The 18,939-nt window shown below is 63.9% G+C and carries 12 protein-coding genes and 1 pseudogene; 12 read left to right on the top strand and 1 reads right to left on the bottom strand.

What is annotated here, in order from left to right; genetic code table 11:
* Nucleotides 1-101: 101 nt before the first annotated feature.
* Nucleotides 102-4,970, bottom strand: coding sequence for an NAD-glutamate dehydrogenase (locus PCOSP_RS13920; protein WP_139649907.1), 4,869 nt, complete (start codon nucleotides 4,968-4,970; stop codon nucleotides 102-104).
* A 419-nt stretch (nucleotides 4,971-5,389) separates the two neighbouring features.
* Here PCOSP_RS13920 and PCOSP_RS13915 point away from each other — a divergent pair, with 419 nt between their 5' ends.
* From PCOSP_RS13915 to PCOSP_RS13860, 12 genes and pseudogenes are all read left to right on the top strand, one after another.
* The gene (locus PCOSP_RS13915) at nucleotides 5,390-5,743 is read left to right on the top strand and encodes a hypothetical protein (RefSeq protein ID WP_139649910.1); all 354 of its coding nucleotides are present in this window, start codon (nucleotides 5,390-5,392) and stop codon (nucleotides 5,741-5,743) included.
* Nucleotides 5,744-6,136: 393 nt separating this feature from the next.
* Nucleotides 6,137-7,162, top strand: a complete 1,026-nt coding sequence (locus tag PCOSP_RS13910; RefSeq protein ID WP_139649912.1) for a LacI family DNA-binding transcriptional regulator — start codon at nucleotides 6,137-6,139, stop codon at nucleotides 7,160-7,162.
* 238 nt (nucleotides 7,163-7,400) lie between these two features.
* Nucleotides 7,401-8,183 carry a sugar phosphate isomerase/epimerase family protein gene (locus PCOSP_RS13905; RefSeq protein ID WP_464711755.1) on the top strand — a complete coding sequence of 261 codons (783 nt, stop codon included), beginning with the start codon at nucleotides 7,401-7,403 and terminating at the stop codon, nucleotides 8,181-8,183.
* Nucleotides 8,176-9,156 (top strand): sugar kinase, encoded by a 981-nt coding sequence (locus PCOSP_RS13900; RefSeq protein WP_464711754.1) that lies wholly within the window; start codon nucleotides 8,176-8,178, stop codon nucleotides 9,154-9,156. The genes PCOSP_RS13905 and PCOSP_RS13900 overlap by 8 nt, the downstream gene beginning before the upstream one ends.
* A 93-nt stretch (nucleotides 9,157-9,249) precedes the next feature.
* Nucleotides 9,250-10,548 carry an MFS transporter gene (locus tag PCOSP_RS13895; protein ID WP_139649917.1) on the top strand — a complete coding sequence of 433 codons (1,299 nt, stop codon included), beginning with the start codon at nucleotides 9,250-9,252 and terminating at the stop codon, nucleotides 10,546-10,548.
* 14 nt (nucleotides 10,549-10,562) lie between these two features.
* The gene (locus PCOSP_RS13890) at nucleotides 10,563-11,540 is read left to right on the top strand and encodes a 2-hydroxyacid dehydrogenase (protein ID WP_139649918.1); all 978 of its coding nucleotides are present in this window, start codon (nucleotides 10,563-10,565) and stop codon (nucleotides 11,538-11,540) included.
* A 486-nt stretch (nucleotides 11,541-12,026) separates the two neighbouring features.
* Complete coding sequence (locus PCOSP_RS13885; RefSeq protein WP_024779683.1) at nucleotides 12,027-12,986, top strand: AAA family ATPase; 960 nt, start codon at nucleotides 12,027-12,029, stop codon at nucleotides 12,984-12,986.
* A 9-nt stretch (nucleotides 12,987-12,995) separates the two neighbouring features.
* Nucleotides 12,996-13,940, top strand: a complete 945-nt coding sequence (locus PCOSP_RS13880) for a DUF58 domain-containing protein (RefSeq protein WP_139649920.1) — start codon at nucleotides 12,996-12,998, stop codon at nucleotides 13,938-13,940.
* A complete protein-coding gene (locus PCOSP_RS13875) occupies nucleotides 13,937-14,431 on the top strand; it encodes a DUF4381 domain-containing protein (protein WP_464711751.1) in 495 nt (164 codons plus the stop codon). The genes PCOSP_RS13880 and PCOSP_RS13875 overlap by 4 nt, the downstream gene beginning before the upstream one ends.
* The gene (locus PCOSP_RS13870; RefSeq protein ID WP_139649922.1) at nucleotides 14,424-15,503 is read left to right on the top strand and encodes a vWA domain-containing protein; all 1,080 of its coding nucleotides are present in this window, start codon (nucleotides 14,424-14,426) and stop codon (nucleotides 15,501-15,503) included. The genes PCOSP_RS13875 and PCOSP_RS13870 overlap by 8 nt, the downstream gene beginning before the upstream one ends.
* Nucleotides 15,500-17,233 carry a VWA domain-containing protein gene (locus PCOSP_RS13865; RefSeq protein WP_464711749.1) on the top strand — a complete coding sequence of 578 codons (1,734 nt, stop codon included), beginning with the start codon at nucleotides 15,500-15,502 and terminating at the stop codon, nucleotides 17,231-17,233. Before PCOSP_RS13870 ends, PCOSP_RS13865 begins: the two co-directional genes overlap by 4 nt.
* A pseudogene (locus tag PCOSP_RS13860) lies at nucleotides 17,230-18,866 on the top strand (BatD family protein). Before PCOSP_RS13865 ends, PCOSP_RS13860 begins: the two are co-directional and overlap by 4 nt.
* The last annotated feature ends 73 nt before the right edge of the window (nucleotides 18,867-18,939 follow it).

Below are 18,939 nucleotides of genomic sequence, written 5' to 3'. Positions count from 1 at the left end.
GAGCAGGCTCGCTCCCACAAGGAAAATCGGTGCTGCGCATGAACCGCGCCCAATAAAAAGCCCCGCATCTCTCGATGCGGGGCTTTTCATTCAACGCCGGATCAGTTGGCCGTTACGACCGCCTGACCTGCCAACGCCAGGTCCAGCAGTTCGCGGTTGGCGACTGCGTACATGGCGTAATCGGTGGCGCTGGCGGCACGAATGTCCACCAGCATGGCACGCCAGCGCTCGACCATGTCCTGCTGCTGCTCCAGCCACAGCGCAAGACGGGTTTCCACGTCCTGGCTACCGTCGCCCTGTTGCAGGACCGAGATGGTGATCGCCCGTTGCTGCCAGTCGACGTCATCGCGGAACGCTTCGCGGGCCAGGGCCTGCCAGTTGTTTTCCACCGGCAAGGCACTGATCTGCTGCAGGTACCAGGTGATGTCCAGGGCGCTGCCCACGGCGAAGTAGGCCTTGGCCACATCGGCGGCGTTCTGACCGGTGACGTCGGACGCCTCGATGATCGGCAGCAAGGTGTACAGGTGCGTAGTGCCTGCAACCATGCGCGCCAGCAGCTCCGGCACACCGGCGGCCACGTAGGCCTGGTAGCGGGTCTGCCAGCCCTCGCGGGTCGGGCCTTCCAGCAGTTCGTCGAGCTTGAGGCCCAACGCCGCCAGGTGCGGACCGAAGTGAGCCACATCGCGAGCAGCGTTCTGCTCGTTACGGCGGCTGCGCAGGAACCAGCGGGTCGCACGACGGCCCAGGCGCATCAACTCATCCATCAACTCCAGTTGCACGTCGGCCGACACCTGGTGGTCCAGGGCTTCGATCTGACGGAACCAGTGTGGGAGGTGGAAGATGTCCCGCACGATCACATATGCGCCCGCCACGTTCGCCGGGCTCATGCCCGTGGACTCCTTGAGCCGTTGAACGAAGGTGATGCCCATGTGGTTGACCAGGTCGTTGGCGATCTGGGTGCTGACGATTTCACGCTTCAGGCGATGGCGACGCATGGCCTCGGAGAACTTGTTCACCAGCGTCGCCGGGAACGCGGTCTCCATGTCACGGGTCAGGTAGTCGTCGTCTGGTACCAGGGAGTTGAGCAGCGCTTCCTTGAGGTCGATCTTGCTGTAGGAGATCAGCACCGACAGCTCGGCACGGGTCAGACCATGGCCCGCCGCGACACGTTCAGCCAGCTGTTCTTCGGTCGGCAGGAACTCGATTGCACGGTCCAGCTTGCCACGCACTTCCAGATCGTTCATCAGGCGCTTGTATTCGGCGATCCGCACGAATGCGCGACGGGCCGCCAGGGACAGGGCCTGGGTCTGCTTGTAGTTGTTGCCCAACACCAGGCCACCGACTTCGTCGGTCATGCTCGCCAGCAACTGGTTACGTTGCTTGTCGGTCATGTCGCCGGCCTGCACCACTTCGTTGAGCAGGATCTTGATGTTCACTTCATGGTCGGAGCAGTCCACGCCGCCCGCGTTGTCGATGAAGTCGGTGTTGGTGGCGCCGCCATGCAGGCCGAACTCGACACGGCCCAACTGGGTCATGCCCAGGTTGCCGCCCTCGCCCACCACCTTGCAGCGCAGTTCGTTACCGTTCACGCGCAGCGCATCGTTGGCCTTGTCGCCGACATCGGCGTGGCTTTCGGTGCTGGCCTTGACGTAGGTGCCGATACCGCCGTTCCACAACAGGTCTACCGGTGCCTTGAGCAAGGCGTTCAGCAGTTCGGTCGGGGTCAGCTTGTCGGCTTTGATGTCGAAGCGTGCCTGCATCTGCGGGGTGATGGCGATGCTCTTCGCGCTACGCGAGAAGATGCCGCCGCCTTCGGACATGATGCTGGTGTCGTAGTCGGTCCAGGCCGAACGCGGCAGGTCGAACAAGCGCTTGCGCTCGGCGAAGCTGCTGGCAGGTTCCGGGTTCGGGTCGATGAAGATGTGCAGGTGGTTGAACGCCGCGACCAGTTGCAGCTTGTCGGACATCAACAAACCGTTACCGAACACGTCGCCGGCCATGTCGCCCACGCCGACCACAGTAATGCTGTCTTCCTGGACGTTGATGCCGCGCTCGCGGAAGTGGCGCTGCACGCCGACCCACGCGCCCTTGGCGGTGATGCCCATTTTCTTGTGGTCATAGCCAGCCGAACCGCCGGAGGCGAAGGCGTCGCCCAGCCAGAAGCCGTAGTCGATGGCAATGCCGTTGGCGATGTCGGAGAAAGTCGCCGTGCCTTTGTCGGCAGCCACCACCAGGTACGGGTCATCGTCGTCATGCCGCACGACGTTGGCCGGCGGTACCAGGGCGCCATCCTTGAGGTTGTCGGTGATGTCCAACAGACCGGAGATGAAGATGCGGTAGCAGGCGATGCCCTCGGCCGCGATCTCGTCCCGGCTGCCGCCCAGTGGCAGGCGACGCGGCAGGAAACCACCCTTGGCGCCGACCGGCACGATCACCGAGTTCTTCACTTGCTGGGCTTTTACCAGGCCCAGGACTTCGGTGCGGTAGTCTTCTTCACGGTCGGACCAGCGCAAGCCGCCACGGGCAACGTTGCCGAAGCGCAGGTGCACGCCTTCAACCCGTGGCGAGTAGACGAAGATCTCGAACTTGGGCACCGGCTTCGGCAGTTCCGGGATCAGGTGCGGGTTGAACTTGAAGCTGAAGTAGGACTTGTTCTGGCCGTGGGCGTCGGTCTGGTAGAAGTTGGTCCGCAGGGTGGCCTTGATCAGGTCCAGGTAGCGACGCAGGATGCGGTCTTCGTTGAGCACCTGGACGTCGTCCAGTGCCGTGAGGATCGCCTGCTCCAGACGCAGTTGCTTGTCTTCCAGGTCCTCGCCGGTGAGCTTGCGGGCCAGGTAGAAGCGGGTCTTGAACAACCGGGTCAGCTCGCGAGCGATGTCGGTATGGTTGTTCAGGGTGCTGGCGATATAGCCCAGGTCGAAGCCCAGGCGGATCTGCTTGAGATAGCGGGCGTAGGCACGCAGCAGTGCCACGTCGCGCCACGGCAGGCCGGCGGTCAGCACCAGGCGGTTGAACGCATCGTTCTCGGCGTCACCGCTCACGATGTGGACGAAGGCGTCCTGCAAGGTGTCGTTGAGCTGCTGAATGTCGAGGTTCACCCCTTCGGCGGCGGTGAAGGCGAAGTCGTGGATCCAGAACTCGCGGCCATTGGTATGGCGCAGGCGATACGGGAACTCACCCAGTACGCGCAGGCCGAGGTTTTCCAGGATCGGCAGCACATCGGACAGCGCCAGCGGCGTGTCGGCGTGATACAGCTTGCAGTGCAGCTCACGCTGGCCGGACACCTGGCCCAGCGGCTGGTAGAAGCTCATGACCAGCGGATTTTTTTCGTTCAGGCTCAGCAGGTGCTGCATGTCGACCACCGCCGAATGCGCAGCAAAGCGCTCGCGGTAGCCGGCCGGGAAGCCTTTCGGGTAGTCGGCGAGCACGTTGGTGCCCTGGGCTTCGCCGAAGCTCTCGATGACCAGGCTGGCGTAGTCGTCCTGCCAGCTGCGGCAGGCCTGCACCACTTCTTTTTCCAGCAGCAGCGGGTCGATGTCGATGCGGTTCTTCGGGTCCACTCGCAGGATCAACTGCACGCGGGCCAGTACCGACTCGGAGAAGAACGTCCAGAATTCGCAGTCCGAGGCCTTCAGGCGATCCATCAGCACTTGCTGGATCTTCTGGCGCACTTCGGTGGAATAGATATCGCGCGGCACGTAGGCCAGGCAGTAGCAGAAACGGCCGTACGGATCTTTGCGCAGGAACACGCGGATCTTGTTGCGTTCCTGGATCTGCACGATGGACATCACGGTGCTGAACAGCTCATCCACCGGGGTCTGGAACAGATCGTCGCGGGGCAGCACTTCGACCACCTGGGCCAGTTCCTTGCCCAGGTGCGCCTTGGCCTGGAAGCCCGAACGACGTTCGATTTCGGCGACCTTGCGGCGAATGTACGGAATAACGCGCACACTCTCGCCATACACCGAGGAGGTGTACAGGCCCATGAAGCGGCATTCCTTGATGACCTTGCCGTCAGCGTCGATTTCACGGATCGACACATAATCCGGGTAAGCCGGACGGTGTACACGGCTCGGGTGCGCGGCCTTGGCGAACGACAGCGGCGTCGGTTCGCGCAGGTAGTTGACGGCGTAGTCCTCGATGCGCAAGTCATCGGCGGTCAGGCCGGCGCGCAGCAGCTTGGTCAGGCCGAGGAACGACTCGGGGTCGTACTCGATATGGCCGCCATCGGCATCGTCACGGACCACGAACTCTTCATAGCCCAGGAAGGTGAAGTGGTTGCCCACCAGCCACTCCAGGAAGGTCTTGATCTCGCTTTTTTCGTCGGCATCGATGGTGTAGGCGCTGTTGTCCAGGCTGGTGAGGATCTCCTGGACCTTGTCCTTCATCGGCTCGAAGTCGGCCACGGCCACGCGCACTTCGCCCAGCACCTGCTCGAGTTCCTTGCTCAGGACGTTGAGTTCGGCGGCGTTGGCGCAGCGGTCGATTTCCAGGTACATCAGCGACTCTTGCAGGACGCCCTCGCCCTGAGTGCCCTTCGGCAGGATTTCCAGCAACTCGCCCTTGCTGCCACGACGCACGCTCAGCACGGTGGTTTGCAGGGTATGGATGCTGTAGCCGCGGCGGTTCAGCTCGGTGCGTACCGAGTCCACCAGGAACGGCAGGTCGTGGTGCAACACTTCCACGGCCGTATGGGTCGACTGCCAGCCGTGGCGTTCGTAATCGGGGTTGTAGACGCGAACCTGCGATTGCGCGTGGTCGAAGCGCTCAAGCAGGCGCCAGGCGGACAAGGTGCAGCCGGCGAGGTCGGACAACCGGCGCTGGGTAAGTTCATCGAGGGAAATGATGCCGAAGAATTGTTCAGCAAACAGCGCCACTTGTGGCAGTGCCTGTTCACTGATGTGCTGCGCCAGTACCGCTTGCAGTTGATGCTGGAAGTCGGCTTTGCTGGCTGCGGTGAAGAACGCCATCTGTGGTACTCCGCTTGGGCTTGTTATTGATGGAAGCGTCATGCAGCCCCTTTCGGGCTGCCGGCCATCCTGTTCCTGATTCTCGGGCAGAGGAAACAGGACGACAGGTGGGTGAAGCTGGACAAGACCCGCAGGTCACATTCCATTTCCATGTCACGGGCATCTACAGGAAATGCCCGTGCAAGTGCGCATCCGTTGCGCAGCTTAACGAGTGCGATAAGGCCCCTGCTTGCAGCGCTGCGACATATTCGGACATCGGCTAGCGTATGCATCGAACAACCCTAGCAGCCTGGGGAACAATCGGCACCCCGCGATGTGAAATCGTGTACAGATGACGGCTGTGGTCGCAGTAAATCCCCCAGGCTGGCAAACTTCGCTTCTTCGCACCCGCAAGGCTCATCGAGCCAGGAGCCGTCCCGATGCAAATGACCACCGCCCTTCTGATCGCCAACCCGTGCGATGACGAAGAAGACAACATGGCCATGCTTTGCTGCCACAGCGCCCAGGGCGAAATGTTCCTGATGACCCGCTACCCCGACGAAGACGAACTGGAAATCGCCCTCGATGGCGAGCCGTCGACCCTGGACGGCGTGAAAGTCACCCTCAGCCCGACATTGCTGAAAATCGAAATCGCTGCGGCCGATGCCGATGCGCTCAATGGCGACGATGTGCTGGAAATCAGCCATGACACCGATGAAGCCGACTTGGCGGAGGTCGAACTGACGTTGCAGAACATCCTCAGGGGTGTAGGGACCTACGTCAGACAGAATTGATTTCAGCGTCAGCGCGGCCGCTATCGCGAGCAGGCTCGCTCCCACAAGGGACCTGTGGCGGCCACTATTCCGATGCCACCTCACAACCCTGTGGGAGCGGGCTTGCCCGCGAAGACGGTGTGTCAGCCAACCTCATCGCCACTGATCCACCGCTATCGCGAGCAAGCCCGCTCTCACCAGGGACCTGTGGCGGCCGCTATTCCCGAGAACACCTCGTCCTCACTGTGGGAGCGAGCCTGCTCGCGATAGCGGCGGTCCAGCCACCTGCCCCCTGATCGACATCCACCGTCGGTCGCCCCTCCCGCACAACGCCCTTGACGACCCACCGGGTTCTGAGGTTTCCTGAAACCGGTTTCAGAGCCGCTAATAAATCCAATAAGCAGGTTTCAATCCGTGAATTCTTTCTCCGCCGCCCAGCGCAGCCGCGTGACCATGCTCGATGTCGCCGAACGCGCCGGGGTTTCCAAGGCCAGCGTCTCGCGGTTCATCGGCGAGGACCGCGCCCTGCTCTCCGAGGCCATCGCCCGGCGCATCGAGCAGGCGATCAGCGAGCTGGGCTATCGCCCCAACCAGATGGCCCGAGGCCTCAAGCGCGGCCGTACCCGCCTGATCGGCATGCTGGTGGCCGATATCCGCAACCCCTATTCGATTGCCGTGATGCACGGTGTGGAAACCGCCTGCCGCCGCCACGGCTACAGCCTGGTGGTGTGCAACACCGACCGCGACGATGAACAGGAACGTCAGCATCTGGCCCTGTTGCGTGCCTACAACATCGAAGGGCTGATCGTGAACACCCTGGGTCATCACCGGGACGAACTGCTTGAACTGCGCAGCGAGATGCCCCTGGTGCTGGTGGATCGCAAGGTCGATCGGCTCGAAAGCGACTTGGTCGGCCTGGACAACCCCGCAGCGGTGAAGATGGCGCTCGATCATCTCGAACAGCGCGGCTACCGCGACCTGCTGCTGGTGACTGAACCGTTCGACGGCACCAGTTCACGGATCGAGCGGGTCGACAGCTTCAAGTCGGAGATCGAACGACGCCCGGCCCTGGCCGGCGCCGTGGTGGAAATCCGCGATCAACTGACGACCCGGATCAAGACCTTCCTCGCCCAGCCGGGCCCTGGCCCCAAGGCGCTGTTCTGCGCCAACGGCATTGCCGCCCTGGCCGCCACCCAAGTATTGCGCGAACTGGGCTGCCAGCTGTTCGACGACGTGGGCCTGATCGCCCTCGATGATCTGGACTGGTACCCGTTGGTGGGCAGCGGCATCACCGCCCTGGCCCAACCGACCGCGGAGATCGGCGCCCGAGCTTTCGAGTGCCTGCTCAAGCGCTTGCGCGGCGACAACGGGCCGGTGCAGACCCTGGATTTTGCGGCGCAGCTGATTGAGCGTGGGTCGACCCGGGGGTTGGATCAATGATGGCCTGCTCACGAAGGGCCCCCCAAGCCTTTAATGCCAGTCAGTTAAGCCCGTGGGAGCAAAGCTTGCTCGCGATAGCGGTAAGTCAGTCAGCAACAATGTTGACCGGCCTGCCACTATCGCCAGCAAGCTTTGCTCCCACAGATTCTGCACCGTTTGATCCTTAACTGACTGGCATTGCCCCAAGCGCTCCCCTTTTTTTGAACAAAACTGAAACCGGTTTCAGAGGTGTAGAACAATGAATAAACCACCCGTTTCCATCAGCCTGTCCAGCTACGGCGCCGACTTGGTGCGGCAGCAAGGTCAAGGCCGTTTCACCCTGCTATTGGCTGCCGCCGGTGCCTCGCGGATCGAATGGCGCGAAGAACTGCTTACCCACGAGCAGCCCGCCGAGCTGGCGGCCAGCGCCCAGGCCCAAGGCCTGCAAAGTATTTTTTCATCGCCCCTCGAACTGTGGCTTGCCGACTGCGTCCAGCCCAATCCCGCCCTGTCGCTGGCCTTGCAGCGTGCCGAGGCGTTCGGTTCGAAATGGCTGAAAGTCTCGCTCGGGCATTTCACCGCGTCCCATGACCTGGCCGTCCTGGCGAACATGCTCGCCGTCAGCCCGGTGCAGTTGCTGGTAGAGAACGACCAGACGTTGCAGGGCGGCCGGATCGAACCTTTCCAACGGTTCTTCGCCGCCACTGAGCGACAAGAGTTGCCCATTGGCATGACCTTCGACATTGGCAACTGGCAGTGGCAGGACCAATCGGCGACCCAAGCGGCCCGGCTGCTCGGACGCCATGTGAGGTATGTGCATTGCAAGGCTGTGGCCCGTCGCGACGACGGCAAACTGATTGCGGTGCCGCCGGCGCAGGCTGATCTGCATCTGTGGGAACAGCTGTTCAAGCAGATGCCCGCCGGCGTGATGCGCGCCGCCGAGTACCCGCTCCAAGGCGATGACCTGCTGCAATTGACCACTGAACACGTCACCATCCTGGCTGGCCTCGGGCAAGCACACCGGGAGCCCGCCCATGTCTGAGTTCGATGTCTTGTCATTCGGCGAAACCATGGCAATGCTGGTGGCCGACAGCTGCGGCGACCTGGCCAACGTCAACCATTTCAGTAAACGTATCGCCGGGGCCGACAGCAACGTAGCCATCGGCCTGGCGCGACTGGGCTTCAACGTGGCGTGGCTGAGCCGGGTCGGCGCCGACTCCCTGGGACGCTTTGTCGTGCAGACGCTGGAGCAGGAAGGCCTGGATTGTCGTCATGTGGCGGTCGATCCAACGCACCCTACCGGGTTCCAGTTCAAATCCCGTAACGACGATGGCGGCGACCCGCAGGTGGAATATTTCCGCCGCGGCTCGGCGGCCAGCCACTTGTCGATCGACGCCATCGCTCCGTCGCTGCTGGGCGCCCGACACCTGCATGCCACCGGGATTGTGCCGGCGCTGTCGGTGACGGCCCGCGAGATGTCCTTTGAGTTGATGACCCGCATGCGCGAGGCCGGCCGCAGCCTGTCCTTCGACCCCAACCTGCGACCCAGCCTGTGGTCCAGCGAGTCGTTGATGATCCGCGAAGTCAATCGCCTCGCCGCCCTCGCCCACTGGGTCTTGCCCGGGCTCGGGGAAGGCCGGTTGCTGACCGGTTTCGACGACCCGGCCGACATCGCCGCCTTCTACCTGGACCAAGGCGCCAACGCCGTGGTGATCAAGCTCGGCGCACAAGGCGCCTATTACCGCACGCCGCAGGCCCAGGGCTTCGTGACTGGCGTGCCGGTGGCCCGGGTGGTGGACACGGTAGGCGCCGGGGACGGGTTCGCCGTCGGCCTGATCAGCGCGCTGCTGGAACACCGCGATATCACCGAGGCCGTACAGCGCGCCAACTGGATTGGCAGTCGCGCGGTGCAGAACCGAGGAGACATGGAGGGGTTGCCGACCCGAACCGAGTTATCGGCCGAGTTTGAGGGCGCCATTCGCGAGCAGGCCCTCTCTCACATGGGTTGCCGTTAAATCCGTGGGAGCGAGCCTGCTCGCGATCAAGGCCTGAAGTACACCGCAAATACACCTGCTGCAACAAAAACAACAAGCTCAGGAGTCAACGACATGCAAACGCTCAACCTCGCCACCCGCCGTTGGTGGTACATCATGCCCATCGTATTCATCACCTACAGCCTGGCCTACCTGGACCGAGCCAATTATGGATTCGCCGCAGCCTCCGGCATGGCCAAGGACTTGATGATTACCCCGGGGCTGTCGTCACTGCTCGGCGCGCTGTTTTTCCTCGGCTACTTTTTCTTCCAGGTGCCGGGAGCGATCTACGCGCAGAAACACAGCGTGAAGAAACTGATCTTCGTCAGCCTGATCCTCTGGGGCTCACTGGCGACGTTGACCGGCGTGGTGTCCAACGCCTACTGGCTGATCGTGATCCGTTTCATGCTCGGCGTGGTCGAAGCCGCCGTGATGCCGGCCATGCTGGTGTACCTGTGCCACTGGTTCACCCGGGCCGAACGCTCGCGCGCCAATACCTTCCTGATCCTCGGCAACCCGGTGACCATGTTGTGGATGTCGGTGGTGTCGGGTTACCTGGTGCAGCAATTCGACTGGCGCTGGATGTTCATCATCGAAGGACTGCCGGCGGTTCTCTGGGCCTTCATCTGGTGGCGCCTGGCGGACGATCGTCCGTCCGAGGCCAAGTGGCTCAGCGCTCAGGAAAAGCAGGACCTGGAAAGCGTGCTGGCAGCCGAACAAGTCGGCATCAAGGCAGTGAAGAACTACGCCGAGGCCTTCCGCTCGCCCAAGGTCATCATCCTGGCGTTGCAGTTCTTCTGCTGGAGCATCGGGGTCTACGGGTTCGTCCTGTGGTTGCCGTCCATCCTCAAGGCCGGCCTGCAAATGAGCATGGTCGAGGCCGGGTGGCTGTCGTCGTTGCCGTACCTGGCGGCCGTCGTCGCCATGCTCGGCGTGTCCTGGGCCTCGGACAAGGCACAGAAGCGCAAGCGCTTCGTCTGGCCGCCGCTGCTGGTGGCTTCCATCGCGTTCTACGCCTCGTACCTGCTGGGGCCTGAACATTTCTGGTGGTCCTACAGCCTGCTGGTGATCGCCGGCGCCTGCATGTACGCGCCTTACGGGCCATTTTTTGCCATCGTTCCGGAAATCCTGCCGGCCAACGTCGCCGGCGGCGCCATGGCGCTGATCAACAGCATGGGCGCGCTGGGCTCCTTCGGTGGTTCGTACCTGGTGGGCTACCTCAATGGCTCCACCGGCTCCCCGGGCATGTCCTTCCTGCTGATGAGTGGCGCGCTGCTGCTGTCAGTGGTGCTGACCCTTGCCCTCAAACCCGGCGCCAGCGACCGCGCCACCCCTCATTCCGCGACGCCGCACCCGGCGCCCGCCCATTCCTGAATCGAGACCCGCTCATGAAAAAGCACGTGGTGTTGTACAAGGCGCTGTCGGCGTCACTGATGGCCCGTTTGCAAGCCCAGGCCGACGTCACCCTCATCGACCGCCTGGATGCCCAGGGCCTGGCGCACCTGCGCGATGCCCTGCCCGGCGCCCATGGCCTCTTGGGCGCGAGCCTCAAGCTGGATGCATCACTACTGGACCTGGCGCCGAACCTGCAAGCCATCGCCAGCGTCTCGGTGGGGGTCGACAACTATGACATCGACTACCTGACCGAACGCCGGATCCTGCTGAGCAATACCCCGGACGTGCTGACCGAGACCACGGCCGACACCGGGTTCGCGCTGATCCTGGCGACGGCCCGCCGCGTGGTGGAACTGGCCAACCTGGTTCGCGCAGGCGGCTGGCAACAAAGCATCGGCCCCCGGCATTTCGGCACCGATGTCCACGGCAAGACCCTGGGCATCATCGGCATGGGCCGTATCGGTGAGGCCTTGGCACAGCGCGGCCACTTCGGCTTCGGCATGCCGGTGCTCTACCACAGCCACTCGCCCAAACCTGCCGTCGAGCAGCGATTCAATGCCCGCTACTGTTCGTTGGAAACGCTGTTGCGCCAAGCCGACTTCGTTTGCCTGACCCTGCCGTTGACGGCCGAGACCCAAGGCCTGATCGATGCACGAGCATTTGCGCAGATGCGCCCCGAGACCCTGTTCATCAATATCTCCCGGGGCAAGGTGGTGGACGAAGCGGCGCTGATCGACGCCCTGCGCAACGGCCAGATCCGTGGCGCGGGTCTGGACGTGTTCGAACGCGAACCCTTGGACCCGGACTCGCCGCTTCTGCACATGGACAACGTGGTGGCCACCCCGCATATGGGTTCGGCTACCCACGAGACCCGAGAGGCCATGGCGCGCTGCGCGGTGGACAACCTGCTGGCGGCACTGGCGGGAGAGCGACCGATGAACCTGGTGAACCGGGAAGCCTGGAAAGGTTGAGTCGTTTGCCACCGGCATCACGATCATCGCCAACAGACTTGCGCCGACAGGGTTCGGGAACCACCAAAAAACCGGCCCCATCCCTAATACCAGCCAGTTAAGGATCAAACGGCGCAAAACCTGTGGGAGCAAAGCTTGCTCGCGATAATGACAGATCAGTCAACATTGCTGCTGACCGACTTACCGCAATCGCGAGCAAGCTTTGCTCCCACAGGGCTGTGGCTTAACTGACTGGCATTAACCCCGTCCCGCCCCTTCTTAGGCGCGAGCCAGCCCATCAAGACGCAAGACCCGCTGGCAAAGACGCGGGATGAACGGTCGTCATCTCAAGCACGCTCGCTGGCGCGATGACTACGAGCCGATCACAATTGTGAACACCCGATCAAAATCCCGTTAGTCGCCACCCCCCGCCATGCATTAAAGTAACGCCCCCAGCCCCGGCGTTATCCGAACGCCCTGGGCCACCCTTTCCAGGAACCGTCACCGATGGAACATCGTGAAGCGCTGCTTGCGCTGCGAACCTTTCTTTCAACGCAGATCCTCGGCCAGGAAAAACTCATCGAGCGCCTGCTCATCGCCTTGCTCGCCGACGGCCACATGTTGGTAGAGGGCGCGCCGGGCCTGGCCAAGACCAAGGCCATCAAGGAGTTGGCCGAAGGCGTCGAGGCGCAGTTCCACCGCATCCAGTTCACCCCCGACCTGCTGCCCGCCGACATCACCGGCACGGAAATCTACCGTCCGGAAACCGGCAGCTTCGTGTTCCAGCAGGGACCGATCTTCCACAACCTGGTGCTGGCGGACGAAATCAACCGTGCCCCGGCCAAGGTCCAGTCGGCCTTGCTCGAAGCGATGGCCGAACGGCAGGTCAGTGTCGGGCGCAGCACCTATGAGCTGTCACCGCTGTTCCTGGTCATGGCCACGCAGAACCCGATTGAGCAGGAAGGCACCTATCCGCTGCCCGAAGCCCAGCTCGACCGGTTCCTGATGCACGTCAAGATCGGTTTCCCGGATGCCGCCGTGGAACGCCGCATCCTGCAACAGGCCCGGGGCGAAGCGTTGCACGGCGAAACCACGCCGGAGCGTCGGGTGAGCCAACAGGCGATCTTCTCTGCCCGCAAGGAAATCCTCGGCCTCTACATGGCCGACGCCGTGGAGGAATACCTGGTACAGCTGGTCATGGCGACCCGCACCCCGGCCAAGTTCGACCCGGAGTTGGCCGAATGGATCGCCTACGGCGCCAGTCCACGGGGCTCGATTGCCCTGGACCGCTGCGCCCGCGCCCACGCCTGGCTGGCCGGACGGGACTTCGTCAGCCCGGAGGACATCCAGGCCGTGCTGTTCGACGTGCTGCGCCATCGCATCATCCTGTCGTTCGAAGCGGAAGCCGCGGGCATTGATCAGGACCGGGTCGTGCAGCGGATTCTCGACGTCGTCGCTGTCGCTTGAGCATGAGTCATGAATAACCCACTCGCGCCTGCACCGGGCATCCGCGTCAGCCTTTCGGAGCTGATCGAGATGCGCCATCGCGTGCGCGAAGTGCAATTGTTCTCGACGCCGGGCCAGCGCAGCCCGCTGATCGGCCTGCACCACTCCAAGCTGCGCGGGCGCGGGGTGGACTTCGACCAGGTGCGGGTCTACCAGGCCGGCGACGACGTGCGCACCATCGACTGGCGCGTCACTGCCCGGACCCAGGAGCCCCACACCAAACTGTTCCATGAAGAGCGGGAACGGCCGATCTTCATCATGATCGAGCAGAGCCATCGCCTGTTCTTCGGTTCGGGGCAGGTGTTCAAATCCGTGCTTGCCGCCCAGGCCGCCAGCCTCATCGGCTGGGCCGCGCTGGGGCATAACGACCGGGTCGGCGGGCTGGTGTTCGGCAACAACACCCATTACGAGGTCAAGCCACGGCGCAGCAAGCAGAGCCTGTTGCAACTGCTCAACCGCCTGGTGCGGGTCAATCAGTCGCTGCACACCGAAAGCGAGCCGGACCGCGATTCATTCGGTGTTGCCCTGCGCCGGGCCCGCGAGGTACTGCGCCCCGGCAGCCTGGTCATCGTGATCTGCGACGAACGTGCGCTGTCCGACAGCGCCGAGCAGCAACTGAGCCTGCTGTCCCGTCACTGCGACCTGTTGCTGCTGCCGCTGTCGGACCCGCTGGACCACGCCCTCCCCGCTGCCGGGTTGCTGCGTTTCGCCCAGCGCGGCGCGCAGCTGGAACTCGACACGTTGAACGTCGAACTGCGCCAGGCCTATCGGGCCCAGGCCGAGGCACGCCAGGCGCGCTGGGAGTGGCTGGCGCAGAAGTTGCGAATCCTTATGCTGCCCCTCAGCACCCAGGGCGACATGGTCGAACAACTGCGCGAATACCTGAATCCCGGCCGAACGGGGAAAAGCCGATGAGCAGCCTCGATCAGTTGCAGCCGCTGATAGCGCCCCCTCCCGTCGGGTTCTGGCCCCCCGCGCCCGGCTGGTGGCTACTGCTTTTGTTGCTGCCGCTGCTGGGCCTGGGCCTATGGCACCTGCGCCGGTTCCTTCCCGTCAAGCGCACCACCGCCCGCACCGAGCAGCCCCTGGACCCGGTGCGCCTGGCCGCCCTGGCCGAACTGGCGCTGCTGCCCAAACCCTATGACGGCGCACCGGCCGGTGCCTGGCTGCAACAACTCAACGGACTGCTCAAGCGCCTGTGCCGCAACCACTATCCCTACAGCCAGAGCCACACCCTCAATGGACGAAAGTGGTTGGCCTTCCTGGATAACCGCTGCCCGGCGGCCGGCCTGACCCGCTGGATGGTGTTGGTCGAAGGCGCCTACAAACCCGAATGCAAGCTGGATGACAAGGCTATCGCCGGCCTGACCCAAGCCGTTGAAATCTGGATTCGAAAGCATGTTTGAGTTCGCCTGGCCGTGGATTTTTGCCCTGTTGCCGCTGCCCTGGCTGATGCGCCTGGTGCTGCCGGCGGCCGACAGCGGCGAGTCGATGCTCAAGGTCAGCTTCCTCGAAGACCTGGAAGGCCTCGTCGGACGTCGGGCCCGGACCAGTTTGCCGAGCTGGCGTCAGCAGGCGCCCTTCATCCTGCTCTGGCTGCTGTTGCTGATTGCCGCCGCTCGCCCGCAATGGCTGGGAGAGCCGCTGCCGATTGCCGCCAGCGGCCGTGACCTGCTGGTGGCGGTGGATGTCTCGGGTTCCATGGACTTCCCCGACATGCAGTGGAAGGACGAAGAAGTCAGCCGCCTGACGCTGGTCCAGCACATGCTCGGGGATTTTCTCGAAAGCCGCGAAGGCGACCGGGTCGGCCTGATCCTGTTCGGCAGCCAGGCCTATCTGCAGGCCCCGCTCACGTTCGACCGCCACACGGTACGGCGCTGGCTCGACGAAGCGCGCATCGGCATCGCCGGCAAGAACACCGCCATCGGCGACGCCATCGGCCTGGCCCTCAAACGCCTGCGCCAGCGCCCGGCTCACAGCCGCGTGCTGATCCTGGTCACCGATGGCGCCAACAACGGGGGCGAGATCGACCCGTTGACCGCCGCCCGGCTGGCCGCCGATGAAGGCGTGAAAATTTATCCCATCGGCATCGGTGCCGATCCGGAGCAAAGCGGCACCGCGGGTTTTCTCGGCGTCAATCCGAGCCTGGACCTCGACGAGCCGACACTCAAGGACATCGCCCACGCCACCGGCGGCCGCTACTTTCGCGCCCAGGACGGAGAGCAACTGTTGGCGATCAAGAACACCCTCGACCAACTCGAACCGGTGACCCAGCAACCGACCCAGGCCCGTCCCGCCCAGGCGCTCTATCAGTGGCCGCTGGCCGTTGCGCTGTTGTTGAGCGTGTTGCTGGTGGCCCGGGAACGCTGGCCGGACAACCCGTTGCAACGCCTGTTCAACCAGCCGCTGTTCCAACCGGCCCACCACGCCGAATGGCGCCAACGCCTCAAGCGCCTGCGTTTGCGGAGGCGCCGATGATCGCGCTCTGGCCGCACTGGCTGCGCCCCGCTTTCGTGTTGCTGCTGCCCCTGCTGGGCTGGTTGCTCTGGCAACTGTGGCATCGGCAGAAACGGGTGGGCCGCTGGCAGATGATCCTGCCCCCGGCGTTCCATGCCGTGCTACTCAGTGGCGGCAGCGGCCGGGAAAGCCGACTGCCCTGGATCGCTCTGGGCCTGGGTTGGTTGCTGATGGTGCTGGCATTGCTGGGGCCAAGCTGGGCGCGGGTCGAACAGACCAGCCAGAAACCCGCCGACCCGCTGGTGGTGGTGCTGGAACTGACGCCGGAAATGCTCGCCACCGACGTTCCACCTACCCGCCTGGAGCAGTCTCGGCGCAAGCTGCTGGACCTGCTGCATAACCGCAGCGATGCGCAGACGGCGATCATTGTCTATGCCGGCAGCGCCCATACCCTGGTGCCGCTGTCCGACGACCTGTCCACCAGCACCAACCTGCTCGAAGCCCTGGCGCCGTCGATCATGCCGCAAAGCGGCCATCGCGCCGACCTGGCGATCAACAAGGCCATGGCTCTGCTGGACCAGGGCGGGCTGGGCCATGGTCGGATCCTGTGGATCGGTTCGTCGTTGAACGAGCAGGAACGCCAAGGCATTCACCAGGTGCTCGACGGCTCCGCCACGCGCTTGTTGATGCTGGGCATCGGTACCCGGGAAGGCGCTCCGATAGCCCAGAGCGATGGCAGCTACCTCAAGGATGACCAAGGTGCGATCCTGCTGCCGCGCCTGGACAGCCCAAGCCTCAAATCCTTCGCCAACGAACTGGACGGCCGTTACCGCCCGGCACGCCTGGACGATAGCGACCTGAAAGGCCTTGGACTGCTGGCCGGCCCGCGCCATCTGCGCAGCGACGGCCAGACCCTGCGCCTGGACACCTGGGCCGATCAGGGTTATTGGTTGCTCCTGCCACTGTTGCTGCTGGCCGCCTGTGCCGGGCGTCGAGGCTGGCTGTTCTGCTTGCCGCTGCTGTTCGCCTTGCCGCAGACCGGCCATGCCTTCGAATTCCAGGACCTGTGGTTACGCCCCGACCAGCAGGGCCAGCATCTGCTCAAACAGAAGCGCCCGGCCGAGGCCGCCGAGCACTTCGAAGACAGCCAGTGGCAAGGGGTGGCCCTGTACGAAGCCGGCGCCTATGGCGAGGCCGCCCGACGCTTTGCCGAAGGCAACGACGCCCGCGCGCATTACAATCGGGGTAACGCGTTGGCCAAGAGTGGCGAATTGGAGGCCGCGCTGGATGCGTATGAACAGGCCCTGGAGTTGCAACCGGACCTGCGCCCGGCGCAAACCAACAAAGCCCTGGTGGAAAGCCTGTTGAAGGAACAGACACCGCCACCGGATGAATCCAAGCCAGCCGAAAGCGAAGAGCCGGGCCCCGCCGAGCAATCGCCGAACGCCGGTACGCCATCCCAACCTTCGGAAACCGAATCGCCCGCTGCCGAGACAACCACGGCGCAGGATGAAACCCAGGCGCCCCACAAGCCTGCGGTGGGCGAACAGGACGTACCGGGCAGCGAGTTGCCCGACGAGCAGACCACCACCCCACCGTTGCGTCCCGCCGCCGGCCAGCGCAACGAAGAAGAACAGCATCAAGCGCTGGAGCAATGGCTGCGCCAGATCCCGGATAATCCGGGCGAGCTGCTCAGGCGAAAATTCTGGTATGAACAGCAAAGCCATCAGGCCCAGGGAAAAACCCAATGATCCGCTTCACCGCCCAGTTCCTTGTCTTGCTGTTCTGGATCGGCGCCGCCCAGGCAGCGCAGTTGACGGCCAGCGTGGATCGCAGCCGCCTGAACTCCGGGGAAACGGTAGAGCTGACCCTGGAATCCACCGATGCCACGCTGTTCGGCAAGCCTGACCTGAGCCCGCTGCAGTCGCTGTTCGATGTGCGCGGCACCCGCCAGGTCAACCAGTTGACCACCCTGGACGGCGAAAACCGCGCAACCACGCGCTGGATCGTGACCCTGTTGCCACGCCAGAGCGGAACCGTGGTGATTCCCGCCGTGCATCTGGGCGAAGTGTCCAGCCAGCCGATCACCCTGCAAGTGATCGAAAGCGAGACCCGCAACGCGGCCGGAACCCTGGCACCGATATTCATCGAGGCCAGCCTCGACCAGAGTCACGTGTATGTACAGGCCCAGGCGATCCTGACCCTGCGCATCTACCATTCGGTGTCGCTGTACGACGACAGCAGCCTGACGCCCTTGCACATTCCCGATGCACGCGCCGAACAGTTGGGCGAGTCCCGCACCTATGAAAAAGTCATCAACGACGTGCGCCACGGCGTGATCGAACTGCGTTACGGCATCTATCCGCAACGCAGCGGCGAACTGACGATCCCGGCCCAGACGTTCAGCGCCACCCTGGTCGAGCCCGTGACCCAGGACTCGGCGCCGTCGGGGCCGAAGCCCGGCCAGTTGATGCGCGTCAGCTCGACACAACTGCGGCTGACCGTCGACCCCAAGCCGGCCAGCTACCCGGCCAATGTGCCATGGCTGCCGGCGCGCAGCCTGTCCTTGAGCGAGAGCTGGAGCCCGGAACCGACCCACAGCCAGGTCGGTGATTCCCTGACCCGCAGCCTGACCCTTGAAGCCGAAGGCCTGGCCAGCGCCCAACTCCCCCCCTGCCGGCCACGGAAATCAACGGCCTGCGGCGCTATCCCGACCAGCCGGTGCTGAGCAGCCGCAGCAGCGAACGCGGGCTGGTGGGCAGCCGTGAAGACCGCGAGGCACTGGTGCCGAACCGCAGCGGCACCATCGAGCTGCCGCCCGTTGAAGTGATCTGGTGGAACACCCTGGAAAATCACCTGGACCGCACCAGCCTCCCGGCGCGAACCCTGCAAGTGGCAAACAACCCGAGCCTGATGGTGGATACACCAACGGGCACGCCGCAGATCGTGACCACTGTCGACAACGAAACCTTGTGGTACTGGCAACTGAGCTCGTTTCTCCTGGCCTGCACGACGCTGCTCGGTTTTGGTCTCTGGTGGCGCGCGCGCTCGCAGCCGGCGATCCTGCGCGCGGCCCAGGCCGGACCGAGCCCACGCACCCTGCTGGACGACCTCAAGCGTACCTGCCTGGCCAACGACCCCCACGCCACCCGCCAGGCACTCGACGCCTGGGCCCGCCAGCAGCCGGAAACCCTGGCCGATATGGCCGCGCGCTTCGTGCCGCTGTCCGACGCCCTGGATGGCCTCAACGGCGCACTCTACAGCGAGACCGGCCAGCACTGGCAAGGCGAAGACCTGTGGCGCGCCATTCGGGCCATTCCCGCCGCCGAGCGCTCCCAGGACCCGTTGGGTGACAGTGGGTTGCCACCGCTCTACCCGAAATAAACACCGGCCCTTGTGGCGAGGGGATTTATCCCCTCGCCACAAGGTCGGTTCTTCCCAGTAAACTCTGCATCTT

The sequence above is a fragment of the Pseudomonas sp. MAFF 730105 genome, from assembly GCF_055380705.1.
Note: the sequence above shows the minus strand (reverse complement) of the source record. Positions and strands in the feature narration are given on the sequence as shown.